At 44.5% G+C, this 18,281-nt stretch carries 12 protein-coding genes and 1 tRNA gene; 2 read left to right on the forward strand and 11 right to left on the reverse strand.

Features of this window, described 5'->3' with window-relative positions; genetic code table 11:
• The first annotated feature begins 127 nt into the window (after window positions 1-127).
• The gene (locus AAEY83_RS01780; RefSeq protein WP_025644937.1) at window positions 128-2,812 is read left to right on the forward strand and encodes a penicillin-binding protein 1A; all 2,685 of its coding nucleotides are present in this window, start codon (window positions 128-130) and stop codon (window positions 2,810-2,812) included.
• A gap of 156 nt (window positions 2,813-2,968) precedes the next feature.
• Here the strand turns inward: AAEY83_RS01780 and AAEY83_RS01785 are convergent, their stop codons facing one another.
• The 11 genes from AAEY83_RS01785 to AAEY83_RS01835 all read right to left on the reverse strand — a co-directional run bounded on the left by AAEY83_RS01785 (window position 2,969) and on the right by AAEY83_RS01835 (window position 17,640).
• Window positions 2,969-3,496, reverse strand: a complete 528-nt coding sequence (locus tag AAEY83_RS01785; protein WP_025644939.1) for a DUF6586 family protein — start codon at window positions 3,494-3,496, stop codon at window positions 2,969-2,971.
• A gap of 160 nt (window positions 3,497-3,656) precedes the next feature.
• The gene (rpoC, locus tag AAEY83_RS01790; protein ID WP_025644942.1) at window positions 3,657-7,877 is read right to left on the reverse strand and encodes a DNA-directed RNA polymerase subunit beta'; all 4,221 of its coding nucleotides are present in this window, start codon (window positions 7,875-7,877) and stop codon (window positions 3,657-3,659) included.
• Window positions 7,878-8,037: 160 nt separating this feature from the next.
• The gene (gene rpoB / locus AAEY83_RS01795; protein WP_025644944.1) at window positions 8,038-12,156 is read right to left on the reverse strand and encodes a DNA-directed RNA polymerase subunit beta; all 4,119 of its coding nucleotides are present in this window, start codon (window positions 12,154-12,156) and stop codon (window positions 8,038-8,040) included.
• Between the two features lie 791 nt (window positions 12,157-12,947).
• Window positions 12,948-13,322 carry a 50S ribosomal protein L7/L12 gene (gene rplL / locus AAEY83_RS01800; RefSeq protein ID WP_025644946.1) on the reverse strand — a complete coding sequence of 125 codons (375 nt, stop codon included), beginning with the start codon at window positions 13,320-13,322 and terminating at the stop codon, window positions 12,948-12,950.
• A gap of 122 nt (window positions 13,323-13,444) precedes the next feature.
• The gene (gene rplJ / locus AAEY83_RS01805) at window positions 13,445-13,972 is read right to left on the reverse strand and encodes a 50S ribosomal protein L10 (RefSeq protein WP_025644948.1); all 528 of its coding nucleotides are present in this window, start codon (window positions 13,970-13,972) and stop codon (window positions 13,445-13,447) included.
• 416 nt (window positions 13,973-14,388) lie between these two features.
• Entirely contained in the window at window positions 14,389-15,090 is a 702-nt protein-coding gene (rplA, locus tag AAEY83_RS01810) for a 50S ribosomal protein L1 (RefSeq protein ID WP_025644951.1), read from the reverse strand.
• On the reverse strand, window positions 15,091-15,522 hold the full coding sequence (gene rplK / locus AAEY83_RS01815) for a 50S ribosomal protein L11 (RefSeq protein ID WP_025644953.1): 432 nt from the start codon (window positions 15,520-15,522) through the stop codon (window positions 15,091-15,093).
• Window positions 15,523-15,617: 95 nt separating this feature from the next.
• Window positions 15,618-16,148 (reverse strand): transcription termination/antitermination protein NusG, encoded by a 531-nt coding sequence (gene nusG / locus AAEY83_RS01820; protein WP_025644954.1) that lies wholly within the window; start codon window positions 16,146-16,148, stop codon window positions 15,618-15,620.
• Between the two features lie 70 nt (window positions 16,149-16,218).
• Window positions 16,219-16,716 (reverse strand): preprotein translocase subunit SecE, encoded by a 498-nt coding sequence (secE, locus tag AAEY83_RS01825; RefSeq protein WP_025644956.1) that lies wholly within the window; start codon window positions 16,714-16,716, stop codon window positions 16,219-16,221.
• A gap of 52 nt (window positions 16,717-16,768) precedes the next feature.
• Window positions 16,769-16,844 (reverse strand) — tRNA-Trp (locus tag AAEY83_RS01830).
• Window positions 16,845-17,046: 202 nt separating this feature from the next.
• On the reverse strand, window positions 17,047-17,640 hold the full coding sequence (locus AAEY83_RS01835) for a tetratricopeptide repeat protein (RefSeq protein WP_025644958.1): 594 nt from the start codon (window positions 17,638-17,640) through the stop codon (window positions 17,047-17,049).
• A 398-nt stretch (window positions 17,641-18,038) separates the two neighbouring features.
• Here AAEY83_RS01835 and AAEY83_RS01840 point away from each other — a divergent pair.
• The coding region (locus AAEY83_RS01840) for a transposase (protein ID WP_351058349.1) at window positions 18,039-18,281 on the forward strand (243 nt) is incomplete at its 3' end.

Consider the following 18,281-nt stretch of genomic DNA (forward strand, 5'->3'; position numbering starts at 1 on the left):
ACGTTACTTAATAGACATATTCAAGTAATTAAAAACTTTTCTCAGAGAATTACACATTTCATGCGAACCTAGCTTTGGGTTCAATGTATAATAATGACCGTTCACTCTCTTAATTGATAAGCTTATTATGCCCAAAAAAAATGCCACCGTCCGTCTTATCCATTACTTGGTGGGGCTTTTTATTGCCTTTTTAGCGCTAGTCATTATCTTAGCGCTCGCCGTTCCTATTGGCTTTTATGGCATGGCAATGTACTTATCACCTACCCTACCTAGTATCCAAGAGATTAAAAGGGCAAATTTGGAGATGCCTTTACAGATCTATAGCCGTGATGACAAACTCATCGGTCAGTATGGCAACCGCTTATCTTTGCCGGTGACTTATGAAGAGATTCCTGAAGGGCTGACGAACGCCTTTTTAGCTGCTGAAGACGCTTCATTTTTTCAGCATAGCGGCATTAGTATTAAGGGTTTAGGACGAGCGGTCACCGAAGTGGTCACTGACGATGAGGGCCAAACAGGGGGCTCAACAATTACTATGCAGGTGGCTAAGAATTACTTTTTGACGCCTGAGCGTACCTTGAATCGTAAGTTAACAGAGCTATTTGTCGCCAGAAAGATGGAAGACGAGCTCACTAAAAATGAAATTCTCACTTTATATGTGAATAAAATTTATTTGGGCGAAGGCGCTTATGGTATCCGCGCCGCTGCCAAAAAGTATTATAGTAAGTCACTTGAGAGCTTAACCGTCGCAGAGATGGCGATGCTAGCTGGCCTTCCAAAAGCCCCTTCTAAATACAACCCAGTCGCCAATCCTGAGCGTGCCCTTATTCGCCGTAACTGGATTATCAAACGTATGCACGAGCTTGGCTATATCGATCAAGCGCAACATGATGAAGCTATCGACTCGCCCATTGGCTTGAATTTATATCAAGAAAAACTCGATGTTAATATGCCTTATTTGGCAGAGATGGCGCGCTATGCTTTAGTCAATCGTTATGGAGATCAAGTAGTCAATGGCGGCTGGCGGGTGCGCTTAACCGTTGATAGCCAAGCGCAGCAAGCTGCCGAAGCGGCCGTCCTCAAAGGTCTTATTGCCTATGATCATCGTCACGGCTGGCGCGGCGCTGAGGCGAACGATGAACCTCTTGAAGACTTTAACCGCTATGGCAGTATGTATCCTGCGAAGGTGACCACTGTCAACTCACGCAGCTTTGAAGCACTGATGCAATCAGGTGAGACGGTCACCGTAAACTGGTCTGGTATGAGCTGGGCAAAGAAGTTCATCTCAGCCGATCGCTTCGGTAATCTACCTAGTAACGCCTCCCAAATCGTCAGTGAAAAAGACATCGTTCGCTTAATAAAAACCGATAATGATAATTGGCAATTGGCACAGATTCCAGATGTCCAAGGCAGCTTAGTATCGCTAGACCCAGAGACAGGCGCGCTAAACGCTTTGGTAGGTGGTTTTGACTTTAAGTACAGTAAATTCAACCGCGCCCTGCAAGGATGGCGTCAACCGGGCTCAACAATTAAGCCACTGATTTATACCACCGCCTTAGAAAAAGGCTATCGTCCAGATAGCATCATCTCAGATCGTCCCATTCAAGTCGGCGATTGGAAGCCTAAAAACTCTGATGAGCGCTTCTTAGGTGATATCACTTTACGCCGCGGGCTTTATCTGTCTCGTAACTTAGTCTCTATTCGCTTACTACAAGCAGTAGGCACCTCAGATGCTCGTGATCTGTTAGACCAGTTCGGTCTTGATAAAGAGAAGCTACCGACTACACTGTCATTAGCGCTCGGTACGGGTCAAGTTACCCCGTTACAAATGGCTACCGCGTATGCGACCTTTGCGAATGGCGGTCATCGTATACAGCCTTATTTTATTGAGCAGATTTATAACTACGATAATGAGCTGTTGTTTCAAGCCAATCCGCAGCAAGCGTGTGCGCTTTGTTTCAATGAGCAGCTTGAAGCTCGTAACCAACAACTGATTGAAGATGCCCAAACGCTTACTGAGCAAGAAGCAGAGGACAAGCAGACGGAAGATACCATAAGCGAAGACGACGCTGTCGAGAATGAGTCAGATGCTCAGAATGATGAGCTTAGCGATGATGATGCTAATACCAATGTTTCTAATAACTATGATATGAGTATTTATGATGCAAATCCGCTGACAGATCGTCTGCAAGCTCCTGTAGTGCAGTATGTAACGGCCACCCAAGCGCCGCGAATCCTCAAACCTAGAGTGGCTTACGAGATGGCCGACATCTTACGAGAGGTGGTTCAGCGCGGTACTGCCGTTCGCGCTCGAGCACTTGGACGCGAGGATATTGGGGGCAAGACCGGTACGACTAACGAAGCCAAAGACGCTTGGTTTGCAGGCTTTCATCCTACCAACGCTACTGTCGTTTGGATGGGTTTTGATCAGCCCTCAACCCTTGGTCGCCGCGAGTATGGCGGTGTTGCTGCCCTACCCGTATGGATGGACTTTATGAGAGCGCAGTTAAGAGACGTTCCTTTTGAATGGGTGTCGCTTGATAATAAATCTAAATCTAAAAAGCAAAGCCAGCGTATTATCGAGATGAACGATGATGGCGTTGTCAGTACTAATGACAGTGATGAGGACGACTCAAGCAATTTAGAGACTGCTGCTAACCAACCGGTTAAAACTAAAATTCAGCAACGTAAGCCTCCTGAACCTGAACAAGAGCCTGTAGTGCAGTCAACAGCGTCTGATAATAGCGATAGTGCGTCACAAAATCCATTACCCGTAACGCCAGCAGAACGTATGCCCGCGATGCCAGAATAAGACTCTATAGTTATAAATATAGCTATAAAGCTCCATTTAGGACACATTCAATAAAGCATTAAAAAGGCGGTTCACTGCAGTGGACTGCCTTTTTGATAGGCAAGCGCTTCCCATACTTTCAATACTTTCAATACTTTCAATACTTTCAATACTGATTTAATACTCGACCATGCCGCCCCGTAGCTGTTCAATCAAATCTAAAAACTGACTGCGCCATTCTCGAATAGTTGACTCATCAGGTAGCCACTGGTTGGACAATGTCACCACATTAACGATCAAATCTTGCGATTGTTTTGAGCCCTCAGCAGGATGAGCACTTATTTGTTGATCCGACAATACAGCATAGAGACAGCGCTGATAAGCTCGCTCTATATTGGCTAAAAACCCATGCTCTAATAGTTGCTGTAAGCGCATGACCTCAGGTGAGACCTGCGTGCGCTCGCTAAGCGCTTGCTCTATAGCCAGTAGCGTTGGCTCATTCATCTCCAAACTATAGAACTGCGAAAGCTCCTGCATAAAGGCTAAAAAGCTACCATATAAATGAAAAATAGCAGTTTCACAGTGCGCTTGGTACAGCTGTTTATCGCTACTGTTATCTGCCGCTTGGCAAGCTAAGCGGCAAAAATAAAGCTTTTGGTTGGTACGGTCAGCATGGTATTTGGCTACGCGAGTTTTACCGGCCATAAGCAGGTTGTCCTTTTATTACGAATCAGTTAAAAAACTACAATGTGTTTAAGTGTACTATCTTTTTACTGAGTCTGACTATATTTTATGCATAAAAAAGCCAGCACGAGGCTGGCTTTTTTACTGTTAAATTAAACAGAGCTCATAAGTTAAACAAAGCTTAGTTATCTTGGTTCAGCTCTTGAGCGAAGGCTTCATCGAAACTTGTAAAGTCTTTATTTTCACTCGTAGCTGTACCCATATCGAACGCAGCATTCAGATCTGAGTCTTGCAGCTTTTGTTCTGCTTTGTCTTTACGCGCGTTGTGATACGCAAGACCAGTACCTGCAGGAATTAGACGACCGACGACGACGTTTTCTTTTAGGCCACGTAGCTCATCAACTTTACCCGTCACCGCCGCCGCAGTTAGCACTCGCGTGGTTTCCTGGAACGAAGCTGCTGAGATAAAGCTTTCCGTTGCCAGACTCGCTTTGGTGATACCTAACAATTGACGCTCATACTGAACTGGGAATTTATTCTCAGCTTCCAGTTTGGCATTCAAGGCTATGACATCAGCGTACTCGACCTGATCACCTTTGAAGTGACTAGAGTCGCCCGCATCTGTAATCTCAACTTTGCGCAGCATCTGACGAATAATAACTTCGATGTGCTTATCGTTGATCTTCACGCCTTGCAAGCGGTAAACGTCTTGTACTTCGTTAACGATATAGTCTGCAAGAGCCGTCTGACCTTTTAGACGTAAGATGTCGTGCGGGTTTTGCGGACCATCAGCGATGATCTCGCCGCGTGCCACAGTCTCGTTTTCGAAGACGTTGATTTGACGCCATTTCGGGATCAGCTCTTCATGCGTCTCACCATCTTCGTTAGTAATGATAAAGCGGTTCTTACCTTTGGTCTCTTTACCAAAGCTCACCACACCTGTCATCTCAGCCATAATGGCGTGATCTTTCGGACGACGTGCTTCGAATAAATCGGCGACGCGTGGTAGACCACCGGTAATATCTTTAGTACCAGAAGATGCTTGTGGGACACGGCCTAAGATCGAACCTGCCGCTACTTTTTCACCATCGCTGACGCGAATGATGGTTTCTGCAGGTAAGAAATAAACCACTTCTTTGCCCGCATCAGTATTCAAGATAATAGCAGGACGTAAGTCTTTAGCATTACTTGAACGGTCACGAGTCGCTAGAATCTCAAACGAGCTCATACCTGTGGCATCATCGACTTTAACGGTCGCTGTACTACCATCAACGATATCACTAAAGCGCGCAGTACCGGCGAATTCTGTGATAATTGGATGCGTATGCGGATCCCACTTAGCAATCGTTTGACCACCATCTACTTTATCGCCATCTTTGACGAGGACGCTTGAACCGTAAGGTACTTTATAACGCTCACGCTCACGACCAAGATCGTCAGTCAAAGCAATTTCTGCAGAGCGAGAGACGATAACTAAATGACCATCGGTATGCTCAACTGTTTTCATATTGTCAAATTGTACTTGACCGGCGTTACGCGCTGAGATGCTATTATCCACAGATGCTGAGCTTGCTGCACCGCCCACGTGGAAGGTACGCATGGTAAGCTGAGTACCTGGCTCACCGATAGACTGCGCTGCCATAACCCCAACTGACTCACCGATATTGACTTTATGACCACGAGCCAAGTCACGACCATAACACTGCGAACAAACGCCGTGCTCAACTTCACAAGTGATAACTGAGCGTACCCAAATATCATCAATAGCGTTTTCGTCTAAGATGTTTACCCACTGCTCATCGATTAACGTACCAGCCGGAATCAGCACTTTTGAGTCATCATCATTATAAGTCACATCACGCGCAGTCACTCGCCCTAGCACTAAGTCACCAAGTTTTTCGATGATCTCGCCACCTTGGATGTGCGGCGTCATGAGCAGACCTTGTTCGGTGCCACAATCATCGCTAGTGATGACTAAATCTTGCGCAACATCGACGAGACGACGAGTCAGATAACCTGAGTTTGCAGTCTTCAAAGCGGTATCGGCTAGACCTTTACGCGCACCATGCGTTGAGATGAAATACTGTAGTACGGTCAGGCCTTCACGGAAGTTCGCTTTAATTGGTGTCTCAATGATAGAGCCATCCGGTTTTGCCATAAGGCCACGCATACCAGCAAGCTGACGAATCTGTGCAGCACTACCACGAGCACCAGAATCTGACATAATAAAGATTGAGTTGAAGGATTTTTGCTCGTCTTCTTCGCCTTGGGCGTTGATGACTTTATCGGTCGCCAAGTTATCCATCATCGCTTTAGCAACTTTGTCGTTGGTACGCGACCAGATATCGACAACTTTGTTATAGCGCTCACCGGCAGTGACGAACCCTTGCTCAAACTGATCTTCGATTTCGCGGACTTCAGCGTCTGCGGTGTCGATGATTTGTTTTTTGCTTGGCGGAATGACCATGTCATCAAGACCGATAGAAACGCCAGATAAAGTCGCTTGTGCAAAACCTAAGTACATCAACTGGTCAGCGAACATAACGCTGTCTTTGACGCCCATTTTACGATAGCAAGAGTTGATCAAACCTGAGATGTTTTTCTTAGTCATCTCTTGGTTGCACTCTGCAAACGCCATACCTTTTGGCATGATGTTCCAAATCAATAGGCGACCAGCAACGGTCTCTTTCAGACTTGTCGACTCTGTGGTGTTACCTGCTTCATCAGTCTGCGTCTCAGTGACACGCACTTTGATCAAAGCATTGACGTGCAAATCGTTCGAGCCAATAGCACGTAAGGCTTCGTTGACTGTCGCAAACACCATGCCTTCACCTTTGGCATTGATCGATGAGCGACTGATGTAGTATAGACCTAAGACCACGTCTTGTGACGGTACGATAATCGGATCACCGTTAGCAGGTGACAAGATATTATTCGTTGACATCATCAAGGCGCGTGACTCTAGTTGAGCCTCAAGCGTCAATGGTACGTGAACGGCCATTTGGTCACCGTCAAAGTCAGCGTTAAACGCGGTACAAACCAGCGGATGCAGCTGAATCGCTTTACCTTCGATCAGTACAGGTTCGAACGCTTGTAGACCCAATCTATGCAGCGTTGGTGCACGGTTGAGTAGCACTGGATGCTCACGGATAACCATAGCCAGCATATCCCACACTTGCGGCTCTTCACGCTCGACCATCTTTTTGGCCGCTTTAATCGTGGTCGCCATGCCATGTGATAACAGCTTGGCATAAGTAAATGGCTTAAATAACTCTAATGCCATCTTCTTTGGTAGACCGCACTGATGCAAACGTAGCGTCGGACCAACAACGATAACCGAACGACCAGAATAATCGACACGCTTACCAAGTAGGTTTTGACGGAAACGACCTTGCTTACCTTTAATCATATCGGCCAAAGATTTTAGTGGACGCTTATTACTACCAGTAATGGCACGGCCACGGCGACCGTTATCAAGTAAGGCATCGACTGACTCTTGTAGCATACGCTTTTCGTTACGCACAATGATATCAGGGGCGCTAAGCTCCAATAGACGCTTCAAACGATTATTACGGTTGATGACACGGCGATACAAATCGTTAAGATCAGATGTCGCAAAACGGCCACCTTCTAGCGGTACTAGCGGACGTAAATCTGGTGGTAGAACTGGTAAAATATTCATTACCATCCACTCAGGCTTATTATTAGAGTCGCGGAAAGCTTCTAATAACTTTAGACGCTTAGACATTTTTTTGAGCTTAGTCTCAGAGCCGGTTTGCGGAATTGCTTCGCGCAGCTCATCAATCTCGATATCGATATCGATTTCTTTTAATAAGTCTTGTACTGCTTCTGCGCCCATCTTAGCTGTGAACTCGTCGCCGAACTCTTCAAGCGCGCGGTAGTAGTCTTCGTCATCAAGCAGCTGATACTTCTCAAGACTCGTCAAGCCTGGCTCAGTAACAATATAGCTCTCGAAATAAAGTACGCGCTCGATGTCACGTAGCGTCATGTCTAATAAAAGACCGATGCGGCTTGGTAATGATTTTAAGAACCAAATATGCGCGACAGGGCTAGCCAGATCGATATGACCCATACGATCACGGCGAACTTTGGCTGTAGTGACTTCTACGCCGCATTTTTCGCAGATGACGCCTTGGAACTTGCGGCGCTTATATTTACCACAAAGACACTCAAAGTCTTTTACTGGGCCAAAGATTTTGGCACAAAATAGACCATCGCGCTCAGGTTTAAAGGTACGATAATTAATGGTTTCTGGCTTTTTGACTTCACCATGCGACCAAGACTTGATCACATCTGGTGAGGCTAAAGTAATTTGAATGCTATCAAACTCACGATTACCGCTCGCGGTAGGGCTTTGCATGATATCGAGTAAATCTTTCAAGTTGCTTCTCCGTTATCTTTATAATCTTCTAAGCGGTACCTAAAAGTACAAGCTACTTAGACGACTGAAGGCAATGAATTGGGATGAGATAAAGACTAAAAGCAGCCGTATCAATCATACTTTACTGCTTTTAGTCTAACGCTTAAGCGTCAATAAGGGCTTAATTGTTTTCTTTTAACTCAATATTGATACCCAGTGATTTGATTTCTTTGGTCAGTACGTTGAACGACTCAGGCATACCTGGATCCATATACTGCTCACCATCGACGATGTTTTTGTACATACGCGTACGGCCTTCGACATCATCTGACTTCACCGTTAGCATCTCTTGCAAGGTATAAGTCGCACCATATGCTTCTAGTGCCCACACTTCCATCTCACCGAATCTCTGACCACCAAACTGGGCTTTACCACCGAGTGGTTGCTGGGTGACCAGCGAGTAAGAGCCGGTAGAACGCGCGTGCATCTTGTCGTCGACTAAGTGGTTGAGCTTGAGCATATACATATAACCGACCGTCACTTTGCGGTCAAACTGCTGACCGGTACGACCATCATATAGTACTTGCTGACCATCGCGGTCGAGTCCTGCAAGCTCAAGCAAGTCTTTGACTTGATGCTCATGCGCGCCGTCAAACACTGCGGTACCCATTGGCACACCGTCGCGCAAGTTGCCCGCTAGCGCCATGATATCATCATCACTTAAGCTATCGAGATCAACGCTTTCACCACCTACTTTATTGTAGATTTGGTCTAAGAAATCACGTAGATCTTTCATTGCTGCTTGAGCTTTGAGCATGTTATCGATCTTCTCGCCCAAGCCTTTGGCTGCCATACCTAAATGAGTCTCTAAGACCTGACCGATATTCATACGCGAAGGAACACCTAGCGGGTTCAAGACGATATCAACCGTATTGCCATGCTCGTCATAAGGCATATCTTCGACCGGCATAATGCGCGATACCACACCTTTGTTACCATGACGACCCGCCATTTTGTCACCCGGCTGAATACGACGCTTCACTGCAAGATAAACCTTGACGATTTTTTGTACGCCATGCTGCAAGTCGTCCCCTGCAGTTAGTTTGCGTTTTTTCTCTGCAAACTTCACATCGATATCTTTTTGCTTATCGACTAAGTACTCAGCGATTTGCGTGAGACGCTCAGCGATATCTTCTTCAACTGGCTGAATATCTAACAAAGTCTCAAGGCTCATCTCTTTCATGTCGGCCGCTTTCATAACCGTACCGGCTTTGAGACCTGAACCACCACTGACTTTTTGACCGTCGAGTAAGTTACCGATACGGCCACGCGCCGCTTCTTCAAAGATACGTAGCTCTTCTTTTAGATCTTTACGGTAGCTATCGAGCTGTGATTTTTCAATCGCACGGGCACGCGCATCTTTTTCGACACCGTCACGGGTGAAGACTTGTACGTCAATGACCGTACCTTTGCTTGACGTTGGGACACGTAGTGAGGTGTCTTTGACGTCAGCGGCTTTTTCACCGAAGATGGCCCGTAGTAGTTTCTCTTCAGGCGTCAGCTGTGTCTCACCTTTTGGCGTGACTTTACCGACTAAGATATCACCGGCATCCACTTCAGCACCGATATATACAATACCTGCTTCGTCTAGGCTAGACAGCGCGGCTTCACCGACGTTTGGAATATCAGCAGTGATCTCTTCGGTGCCAAGCTTAGTATCACGAGCCACACAAGTGAGCTCTTGAATATGAATGGTGGTAAATCGATCTTCTTTTACGACCTTTTCAGATAGAAGAATCGAATCCTCGAAGTTATAACCATTCCACGGCATAAAGGCGATACGAATGTTCTGACCTAACGCTAGCTCACCAAGATCGGTCGATGGGCCATCAGCTAGAATATCCCCTGACGCGATTTCGTCGCCTTGGTTGACAATGATGCGCTGGTTGATACAAGTATTTTGGTTTGAGCGCGTATATTTGATCAAGTTATAGATATCGATACCCGCTTCACCAGCGACCATTTCATCTTCATTAACACGTACGACGATACGCGAGGCATCAACGTCTTCGATCACACCGCCACGCTTAGCGATAACACAGACACCCGAATCACGAGCGACGTGACGCTCCATACCTGTACCAACTAATGGCTTATCAGCGCGTAGCGTCGGAACTGCCTGACGCTGCATGTTCGAGCCCATAAGCGCTCGGTTAGCATCATCATGCTCTAGGAATGGAATCAGACCAGCGGCTACTGACACGACCTGACTTGGCGACACATCCATATGCGTCACTTTGTCAGCTGGCATACGCACAAACTCGCCATAGCTACGGACACTGATCATCTCCTCGCTAAGCTCACCTTTATCATTCATGGGTGAGTCAGCTTGAGCGATTACCGTACCGACCTCTTCGATAGCAGATAGGTATTCGATAACATCAGTTACTTTACCATCGACCACTTGGCGATAAGGCGTCTCTAAGAAACCAAAGCTATTAGTCTTAGCAAAGGTCGCTAGTGAGTTGATCAAACCAATGTTTGGACCCTCTGGTGTCTCAATTGGGCAGACACGGCCGTAATGCGTATCGTGTACGTCACGTACTTCAAAACCGGCACGCTCACGGGTCAAACCACCTGGTCCCAATGCAGAAACACGGCGCTTATGCGTGACTTCTGATAGCGGGTTGTTTTGATCCATAAACTGCGACAACTGGCTAGAGCCAAAGAACTCTTTGATCGCTGCAGCAACTGGTTTTGAGTTAATCAAATCTTGTGGCGATAAGTTATCAGATTCTGCTGATGATAGACGCTCTTTGACCGCACGTTCAACACGAACCAGACCAACGCGGAATTGATTTTCTACCATCTCGCCTACTGAGCGGATACGGCGGTTACCTAAATGGTCAATATCATCGACATCGCCGCGACCATTACGAATCTCAACCAGCTCTTTTAGCACGTTGACGATATCGTCATTGGTCAAGACGCTGCGCGCACGCTGCACGTCTGGGTCATCGGTATTATCGAAGTCTAAGCCCAAACGGCGGTTGAACTTCATACGGCCAACGTTAGATAGATCGTAACGATCAGCATTGAAGAACATACTTTCGAACAGCTTCTCTGCCGTCTCAACCGTTGGTGGCTCGCCTGGACGCATAACCTTATAGATCTCAATCAAGGCTTCTTCGCGGCTTGAAGTGCTATCGGCACGCAGCGTATCAGCGATGTAGCTACCTTGATCGATATCATTAGTAAACAGGATGCTGAATTCTTTGATCGAATCACTTGCTTCAAACGAGTTTAGCTTCACTAATAGCTCATGATCGATAGGCGTGTTTGCATGGGCAACGACTTCGTCATTAACGATAATATCTTCAGCCAAAATACGCTCATAGAGATATTCATCAGGCACGGCGATCTTAGTCATACCCGCCTCTTCGATCTGACGAATACGGCGCGCGTTGATACGTTTGCCCTGCTCGACGATCACATCGCCATTAGGGGCAACGATATCGAACTGCGCCATCTCACCACGCAAGCGATCAGCAACGATATCAATCTCGAACTGCTCCTCACCTTTATAAACCGCGACTTTATCAAAGAATAAGTCTAAAATCTCGCCAGTCGTTAGGCCAAGAGCGCGCAGGATGATAGAAGCAAGGAGTTTACGGCGACGGTCAATACGCGCGAATACTAGGTCTTTAGCATCAAACTCAAAGTCTAACCACGAACCGCGATAAGGAATGATACGAGCGTTATAAAGCACCTTACCACTAGAGTGTGATTTACCCTTATCATGATCAAAGAAGACACCGGGTGAACGATGCAATTGCGAGACGATAACACGTTCAGTACCATTAATGATAAAGGTACCGTTATCAGTCATGAGTGGAATTTCACCCATATAAACGCTTTGTTCACGGATATCTTTGATAGCCGCTTTGCTGTTTTTGTCTTTATGATCTTTGTCTTTGATAATCAGACGGATTTTGACACGCATAGGCGCGGCAAAGGTTGAACCACGTAAGATACACTCACGCTCATCAAACTCCGGCTCTCCTAAATAATATTCAACAAATTGTAGCTCAGCATTACCTGAATGACTCTCAATCGGGAAAATAGAAGAGTAAGCGGCTTGTAGACCAGTATTCTCACGAGCTTTAGGCTTTTTATGCTCTTGCAAAAATTGCTCATAGGAATCTACTTGGATAGACAATAAATAGGGAATGTCCATCACAGTGGGCAATTCAGCAAAACTTTTGCGAATACGCTTTTTTTCAGTATAAGAATATGCCATCGAGAGTCCTTACAGTAAACGTGGAAACAAATAAAAATCGTAGCTAGCGTGCACCAATACTTGGTGATACCATGCAAACTTAGCGACGTATACGATAATACAACCACTTTAAAGGCGATATACTCATCCGAGATCCCTTTAAAGCTAAAACTTCAAACAATCATCACTATGCGGCCATATGCATTTTGATAATCAACACTTTCAAAATCTTTTTTAAATAAATGGGTTATTAAGCCAAACAGTGATATAACTGTATATATATGCGGTGATTAACCTTTGTATCCAATGATTCGCGTCTAGTTTTTAATAAACTATAGCTTGGATAGCAGTTTCAAAGGCGTTTGGTCAACCGCCGCTATTAAATAAAGCGGATTATTGATAACGGTTAAAAGTACGTAACCGCTAAAAATCAAAGTATCCGTTTGTCTGAATAGCACTAAAGGTGCGATAAATAGTCATCAGCAATAATGTTAATCAGATAAATAATAATAGATATTGAGTTAAGTAGGCCGTGCTAAAAAACAGTTATTGAAAAAGCATGCAGACACAAAAAAACGCCAAACGTCTCAGGACATTTAGCCTAAATTAACAGATTATTCAAAACTACTGTGCTTGCTTGCACTGTGTTTACTTGCATAGCTATCGTGTGTCCTTTTGATGAGTATCCACCACTGGTGATCGGGCGTTAGGCAGACACAAAAGGTCAAGCTAGTAATTATAATAAAAAAGAGCTAGCAATGCAAGGCATTACTAGCTCTTTATGTGCAGTATTAAACTAAATTAAGCTAAGCTTATTTTAGTTCAACAGAAGCACCAGCTTCTTCAAGCTTCTTCTTCAACTCTTCAGCTTCGTCTTTAGACGCGCCTTCTTTGATTGGTGCTGGAGCGCCTTCAACTAGGTCTTTCGCTTCTTTTAGACCAAGGCCAGTCGCTTCGCGAACGGCTTTAATGACGGCAACTTTCTTCTCGCCAAAGCTAGCAAGAACAACGTCAAACTCGTCTTTTTCTTCAGCAGCAGCGCCGCCTTCAGCAGCAGCAGCAGGTGCAGCAGCAGCTACAGCAGCAGTTACGCCGAATTTTTCTTCCATGTCGCTGATTAGCTCAACGATATCCATTACTGACATTTCAGCGATTGCGTTTAACACATCTTCTTTAGATAGTGCCATGAGAACTCTCCGTTATCTGATAAAAATAATTGATTTAATAGCGTATTGATTGACTGTCCACTGTGTTAGATACTGGGACAATAAGCCAATCAAGGCTGTAAAATTTACGTTAAAACAAGCGATTAAGCAGCTTCTTTTGCGTCTTTGATTGCTGCTACCGTGCGAACGAACTTGCCAGGAACTGCGTTCATAGTCTGGACAAGCTTGGTCACTGGTGCATTCATAGTTGCCATCAAGATAGAGATTGCTTCGTCGCGAGTTGGTAGCTTCGATACGCGCTCTAGCTCTTCTGGACCATAAACTTCACCACCGACTGATACAATTTTGGTCTCTAAAGCATTGTTTTCTTTGCTGAAGTCGAAAACGACTCTAGCAGCAGATCCCAAGTCTTCCATAGAGAAAGCCAAAAGTAATGGACCAGTCATACGGTCTGACATGCTCTCAAACTTAGTGCCTTCAAAAGCGCGTTTTGCAAGTGTGTTTTTTACCACTTTTAAAACCACACCTTTTTCACGGGCTTGTACGCGCAGCTCAGTAAGCTGTGCAACACCAATACCGTGATATTCGGCAGCGACTGCTGAGTAAGCATTAGCAGCAACTTCAGACACTTCAGCTACAACTTGTTGTTTTTGCTCTAGCGTTAATGCCATAAGTTGACTCCTTTAATCTTATCAATCCACTTATAATCTAAACCATAAGTGAAAACTGACTTGATACAACACGTTATTAATGCACTAAAAAGTCCATTAATAACGACTAATTACGGCACCATTATCAGACTGACATCAAGTGATAGGTTGCCCTATCGGCTCTTATCAACAACTGGGTGGGTCACCGTCTGCGTAGGACAATTAAGACTTTCATCTGTTATCGATTAACAAAAGCAGCTTATAGCGATTAATAATACCTAAATCATTATCACTATAAACCGCTCTCTACCTACGGTCTTAGACAGCATAGCATTCACTACGCTGACCTAATTCTTAAAATTCTTTACTGCTTAAAATTTGTTGCCGATCAATATTCGTGCTTATTACGGCTCAAATATCAGACAGCTATATTTATCTTATTTAGCCATACGATATGGTACAGGATCGATAGTTAGACCTGGGCCCATCGTGCTCGACAAAGTGATTTTCTTGATGAAAATACCTTTTGAAGTCGCAGGCTTAGCGCGCTTAAGGTCAGACAATAACGCACGAGCGTTTTCGATGACTTGTTCCGCTGTAAAGCCAACTTGACCAATAGTCGTGTGGATAATACCTGCTTTGTCAACGCGATACTGCGCTTGACCCGCTTTAGTATTAGCAACGGCTTCAGCGACATTAGGCGTGACCGTGCCGACTTTTGGGTTAGGCATCAAACCGCGTGGGCCTAAGATTGTACCTAACTGACCGACAACGCGCATAGCGTCAGGAGCGGCGATAACTACGTCAAAGTCCATGTTACCAGCTTTGATTTGCTCAGCTAAATCATCCATCCCAACGATGTCAGCACCCGCTTCTTTTGCCGCTTCAGCAGCAGCGCCTTGCGCGAATACCGCAACGCGTTTGGTTTTACCAGTACCGGCAGGCAGGTTGGTAGCACCGCGAACGACTTGGTCAGATTTACGCGGATCAACCCCTAGGTTGATAGCGATGTCGATAGACTCTTTGAACTTCAAAGGTGGCAAATCGTTTAGGATTTGAACCGCTTCTTCAATAGTGTATTGTTTTTCGTTATCGATACGGCTATTGATTTCTTTTTGGCGTTTGGTTAGCTTACTCATTTACACACCCTCCACGGAAATACCCATTGAACGAGCGGTACCAGCGATGGTACGAACAGCAGCGTCAAGATCAGCAGCAGTTAAGTCTGCATCTTTAGTCTTAACGATCTCTTCTAACTGCTCACGATTCACCTTACCAACTTTAGCAGTGTTTGGCGTACCAGAACCTTTAGCGATACCAGCGGCTTTACGTAGTAAATAAGCAGCTGGTGGCGACTTCATGATAAAGGTAAAAGACTTATCGTTATATACCGTGATTTCTGTAGGAATCGGCAGACCTGGCTCTTGGTTAGAGGTCGCTGCGTTAAATTCTTTACAGAACGCCATGATGTTCACGCCTTTTTGACCCAAAGCTGGACCGATTGGCGGTGAAGGGTTGGCTTTACCTGCTGGGACTTGTAGTTTGATGTAACCATCAATCTTCTTAGCCATGATTTTCTCCTAATTGGGTGATAACGCCAGTTTGTTAGTCACTATGATCATACGATCAGCGCTTAACAAACAACAGCTCCCCAGTTGATGTCTGTTTAGTCTAGTTTTTCAACTTTACTAAACTCAAGCTCGACCTGCGTGGGTCGATTAAATACGTTTACAGTCAGTTGTAGCTTAGATTTTTCGTAATCTACTTTTTCGACTAGGCCCTTAAAGTCAGTGAACGGACCATCGATAACCAGTAGCTCTTCGCCTGGCTCAAATAGAGTCTTCGGACGCGGCGCAGTTTCAGTCTGATTTAAGCGATTAAGAATACGATCGGCTTCCACTTTAGTGATAGGCGCTGGCATCTCTGGTGTACCACCAACAAAACCCATAATACGTGGACAGTCTTTGACAATGTGCCAAGTATTATCGTTCATCTCCATTTCGATCAAGACGTATCCTGGGAAAAACTTACGCTCACTTTTGCGCTTTTTACCGTCTTTCATCTCGACCACTTCTTCAGTGGGCACCAATACATCGCCGAAAGAATCCGCGAAATCACTACGATTAATACGATCAGTTAATGAACGTTGTACTTGTTTTTCATATCCTGAAAACGCTTGGACAATATACCAACGCATATGACGCTCCTGATCTTAGTAGTAGGTTGTGATCAATAAAATATAGCTTTACTAGAGCTAATACGCTCTTCTAGCCAATAAAAATACCGACAAACCAGTTAAAAAAGTTATCTAACATCCAAACTAAAAAACCAACAATCGCTATCACGACAATGGTTTGCCAAGTATATTTAAAAGTCTCGTCTTTACCCGGCCAAGTGACGCGGCGCAGTTCAACGGCCGCATCCTTCAATAGTATCTTAAAGGCGCGTCCTTGATTGGTCAGCGCTAGACAAACTAGAGCAAAAACAGCGAGCGCTACAATAATCCCGATACGAACCCAAACGTCATTGGCCGCTTGCCAATAACCTGGTAAGTATTGATTAGAGAAAGTCGCCGCTATTAGAGCAGCTATAGCCAATAGCCATAGCACCATATCTTTAGCTGAACCGGTTTTAGCAACTTCTACCGCAGTGGTATTTTTGGTTGCTGAGACATGCTTTCCTTTCGTCAGCATCGGGCTTGCCGTCGCCTTAGCGTTAGAGGCATCAGATAACTTAGAATCGAGGTTATCCTGATTGTTGCTCATAAAGAACTCGCTTAGGAGAAGGAAACATCAGATAAAGATAGGATAAAAAAGATGGCAGGCGATGTAGGACTCGAACCTACAACCCTCGGTTTTGGAGACCGATGCTCTACCAATTGAGCCAATCGCCTATGGGTGTTAAGGCTGACAATTATACAAGATTTATAGTTAAATGCAAGTATTTAGACAGATTTTATTGAATGAATTTTGAAGAGAATAATTAATCTGACGGATTTAACATATAATGAGAGAGGTTTGCACTATCGAGTATGAGTAGTATCTTAAGCAATAGCTCAAGCCGTAACTTATTGATCATTATTTATTTTGTGCAACTTAGTAACCTTGCTCATTTAACTCTCTGTATAAGTCACATCCTCGTTGAAGACCAACATCACAAGCTCTTCCATACCATTCTTTTGCAGTAGTCCTGTTTTGGCGGACACCTTTTCCGTCTTGGTACAACGATCCAAGTTCAAACTGAGAATCTACATGTCCTTGCTTTGCAGCCTCTTCATACCATTTAGCTGCTAAACCAAAATCTAGCTCGACACCTCCTCCCTTTTGGTACAACGATCCAAGTTTAAACTGAGAATCTACATGTCCTTGCTTTGCAGCCTCTTCATACCATTTAGCTGCTAAAGCAAAATCTAGCTCGACACCTCTTCCCTTTTGGTACAACGATCCAAGTTCAAACTGAGAATCTACATGTCCTTGCTTTGCGGCCTCTTCATACCATTTAGCTGCTATCTCATTATTTTGTAGGACTTCTTGACCTTCTTGGTACAATGATCCGAGAATAAACTGGGACTCAGAATATCCTTGCTCAGCTGCTTTTAAATGTGACCTGAATATTGGATTCAAGTACTGGTCATTATATGACGGTTTTTTAAAAAACTTTAATTTACGCCTAAATATTTTTAATGCCATTTCTTCCTCTAAAGTGTTAGAGCTAATATAGTTAAACTTGGATTATATAAGTATATCAGATTACAAATACGACTATACAGTTTTACTTTAGCTATTAACTCCACTTAAGTTTATTTTGCCAAAAGTAGATTTTAATAGTACACAAAGTATAAAGCTACTAGTTTAACTCCCTTTGCTGATATACTATATCTTCATGACTTTCAATATTAAACTTACCATTAAGCCCATTTATATGCCTTGCATTAAATCATTATTAGTTCGTCTATTCCAACAATATAACGCATAAACAGCAGTATAACCCTTCAGACCATCTCCTACATCTTTCTATAAGGTTGAGCTATGCTGAAGAAACCGTAGAGGTAAACTTGGTAAACTAAGCGTATTAATCGGAGTTTACCATGACCAAGAAAGTAAGAACCTACAGTGACGAATTTAAAGCTGAAGCCGTCAAGAAGATAGCGGATAACAACGGCAATATTTCAGCGACCGCAAAGCAACTTGGCATCGCCATGCAAACGCTATCCAACTGGCAGAACAAAGCTAATCAAGGCAAGCTTGTAGGAACAAAGCAGTATGACCCTGAACTTATGAGTGCGCTTGAAGAGGTAAAACGCCTAAAGCGACAGCTTAAAGTTGCCGAA

This window comes from Psychrobacter sp. TB20-MNA-CIBAN-0197 (assembly GCF_040309765.1).
Taxonomy (GTDB): domain Bacteria; phylum Pseudomonadota; class Gammaproteobacteria; order Pseudomonadales; family Moraxellaceae; genus Psychrobacter; species Psychrobacter submarinus.

Excerpts from the sequence above, each read along its gene's own strand:
- AAEY83_RS01780 (WP_025644937.1), top strand. The coding sequence starts at position 128 with ATGCCCAAAAAAAATGCCACCGTCCGTCTTATCCATTACTTGGTGGGG.
- AAEY83_RS01785 (WP_025644939.1), bottom strand. The coding sequence starts at position 3,496 with ATGGCCGGTAAAACTCGCGTAGCCAAATACCATGCTGACCGTACCAAC.
- rpoB (WP_025644944.1), bottom strand. The coding sequence starts at position 12,156 with ATGGCATATTCTTATACTGAAAAAAAGCGTATTCGCAAAAGTTTTGCT.
- rplL (WP_025644946.1), bottom strand. The coding sequence starts at position 13,322 with ATGGCACTATCTAAAGAAGATGTGTTAAACGCAATCGCTGAAATGTCA.
- rplJ (WP_025644948.1), bottom strand. The coding sequence starts at position 13,972 with ATGGCATTAACGCTAGAGCAAAAACAACAAGTTGTAGCTGAAGTGTCT.
- rplA (WP_025644951.1), bottom strand. The coding sequence starts at position 15,090 with ATGAGTAAGCTAACCAAACGCCAAAAAGAAATCAATAGCCGTATCGAT.
- rplK (WP_025644953.1), bottom strand. The coding sequence starts at position 15,522 with ATGGCTAAGAAGATTGATGGTTACATCAAACTACAAGTCCCAGCAGGT.
- nusG (WP_025644954.1), bottom strand. The coding sequence starts at position 16,148 with ATGCGTTGGTATATTGTCCAAGCGTTTTCAGGATATGAAAAACAAGTA.
- secE (WP_025644956.1), bottom strand. The coding sequence starts at position 16,716 with ATGAGCAACAATCAGGATAACCTCGATTCTAAGTTATCTGATGCCTCT.
- AAEY83_RS01835 (WP_025644958.1), bottom strand. The coding sequence starts at position 17,640 with ATGGCATTAAAAATATTTAGGCGTAAATTAAAGTTTTTTAAAAAACCG.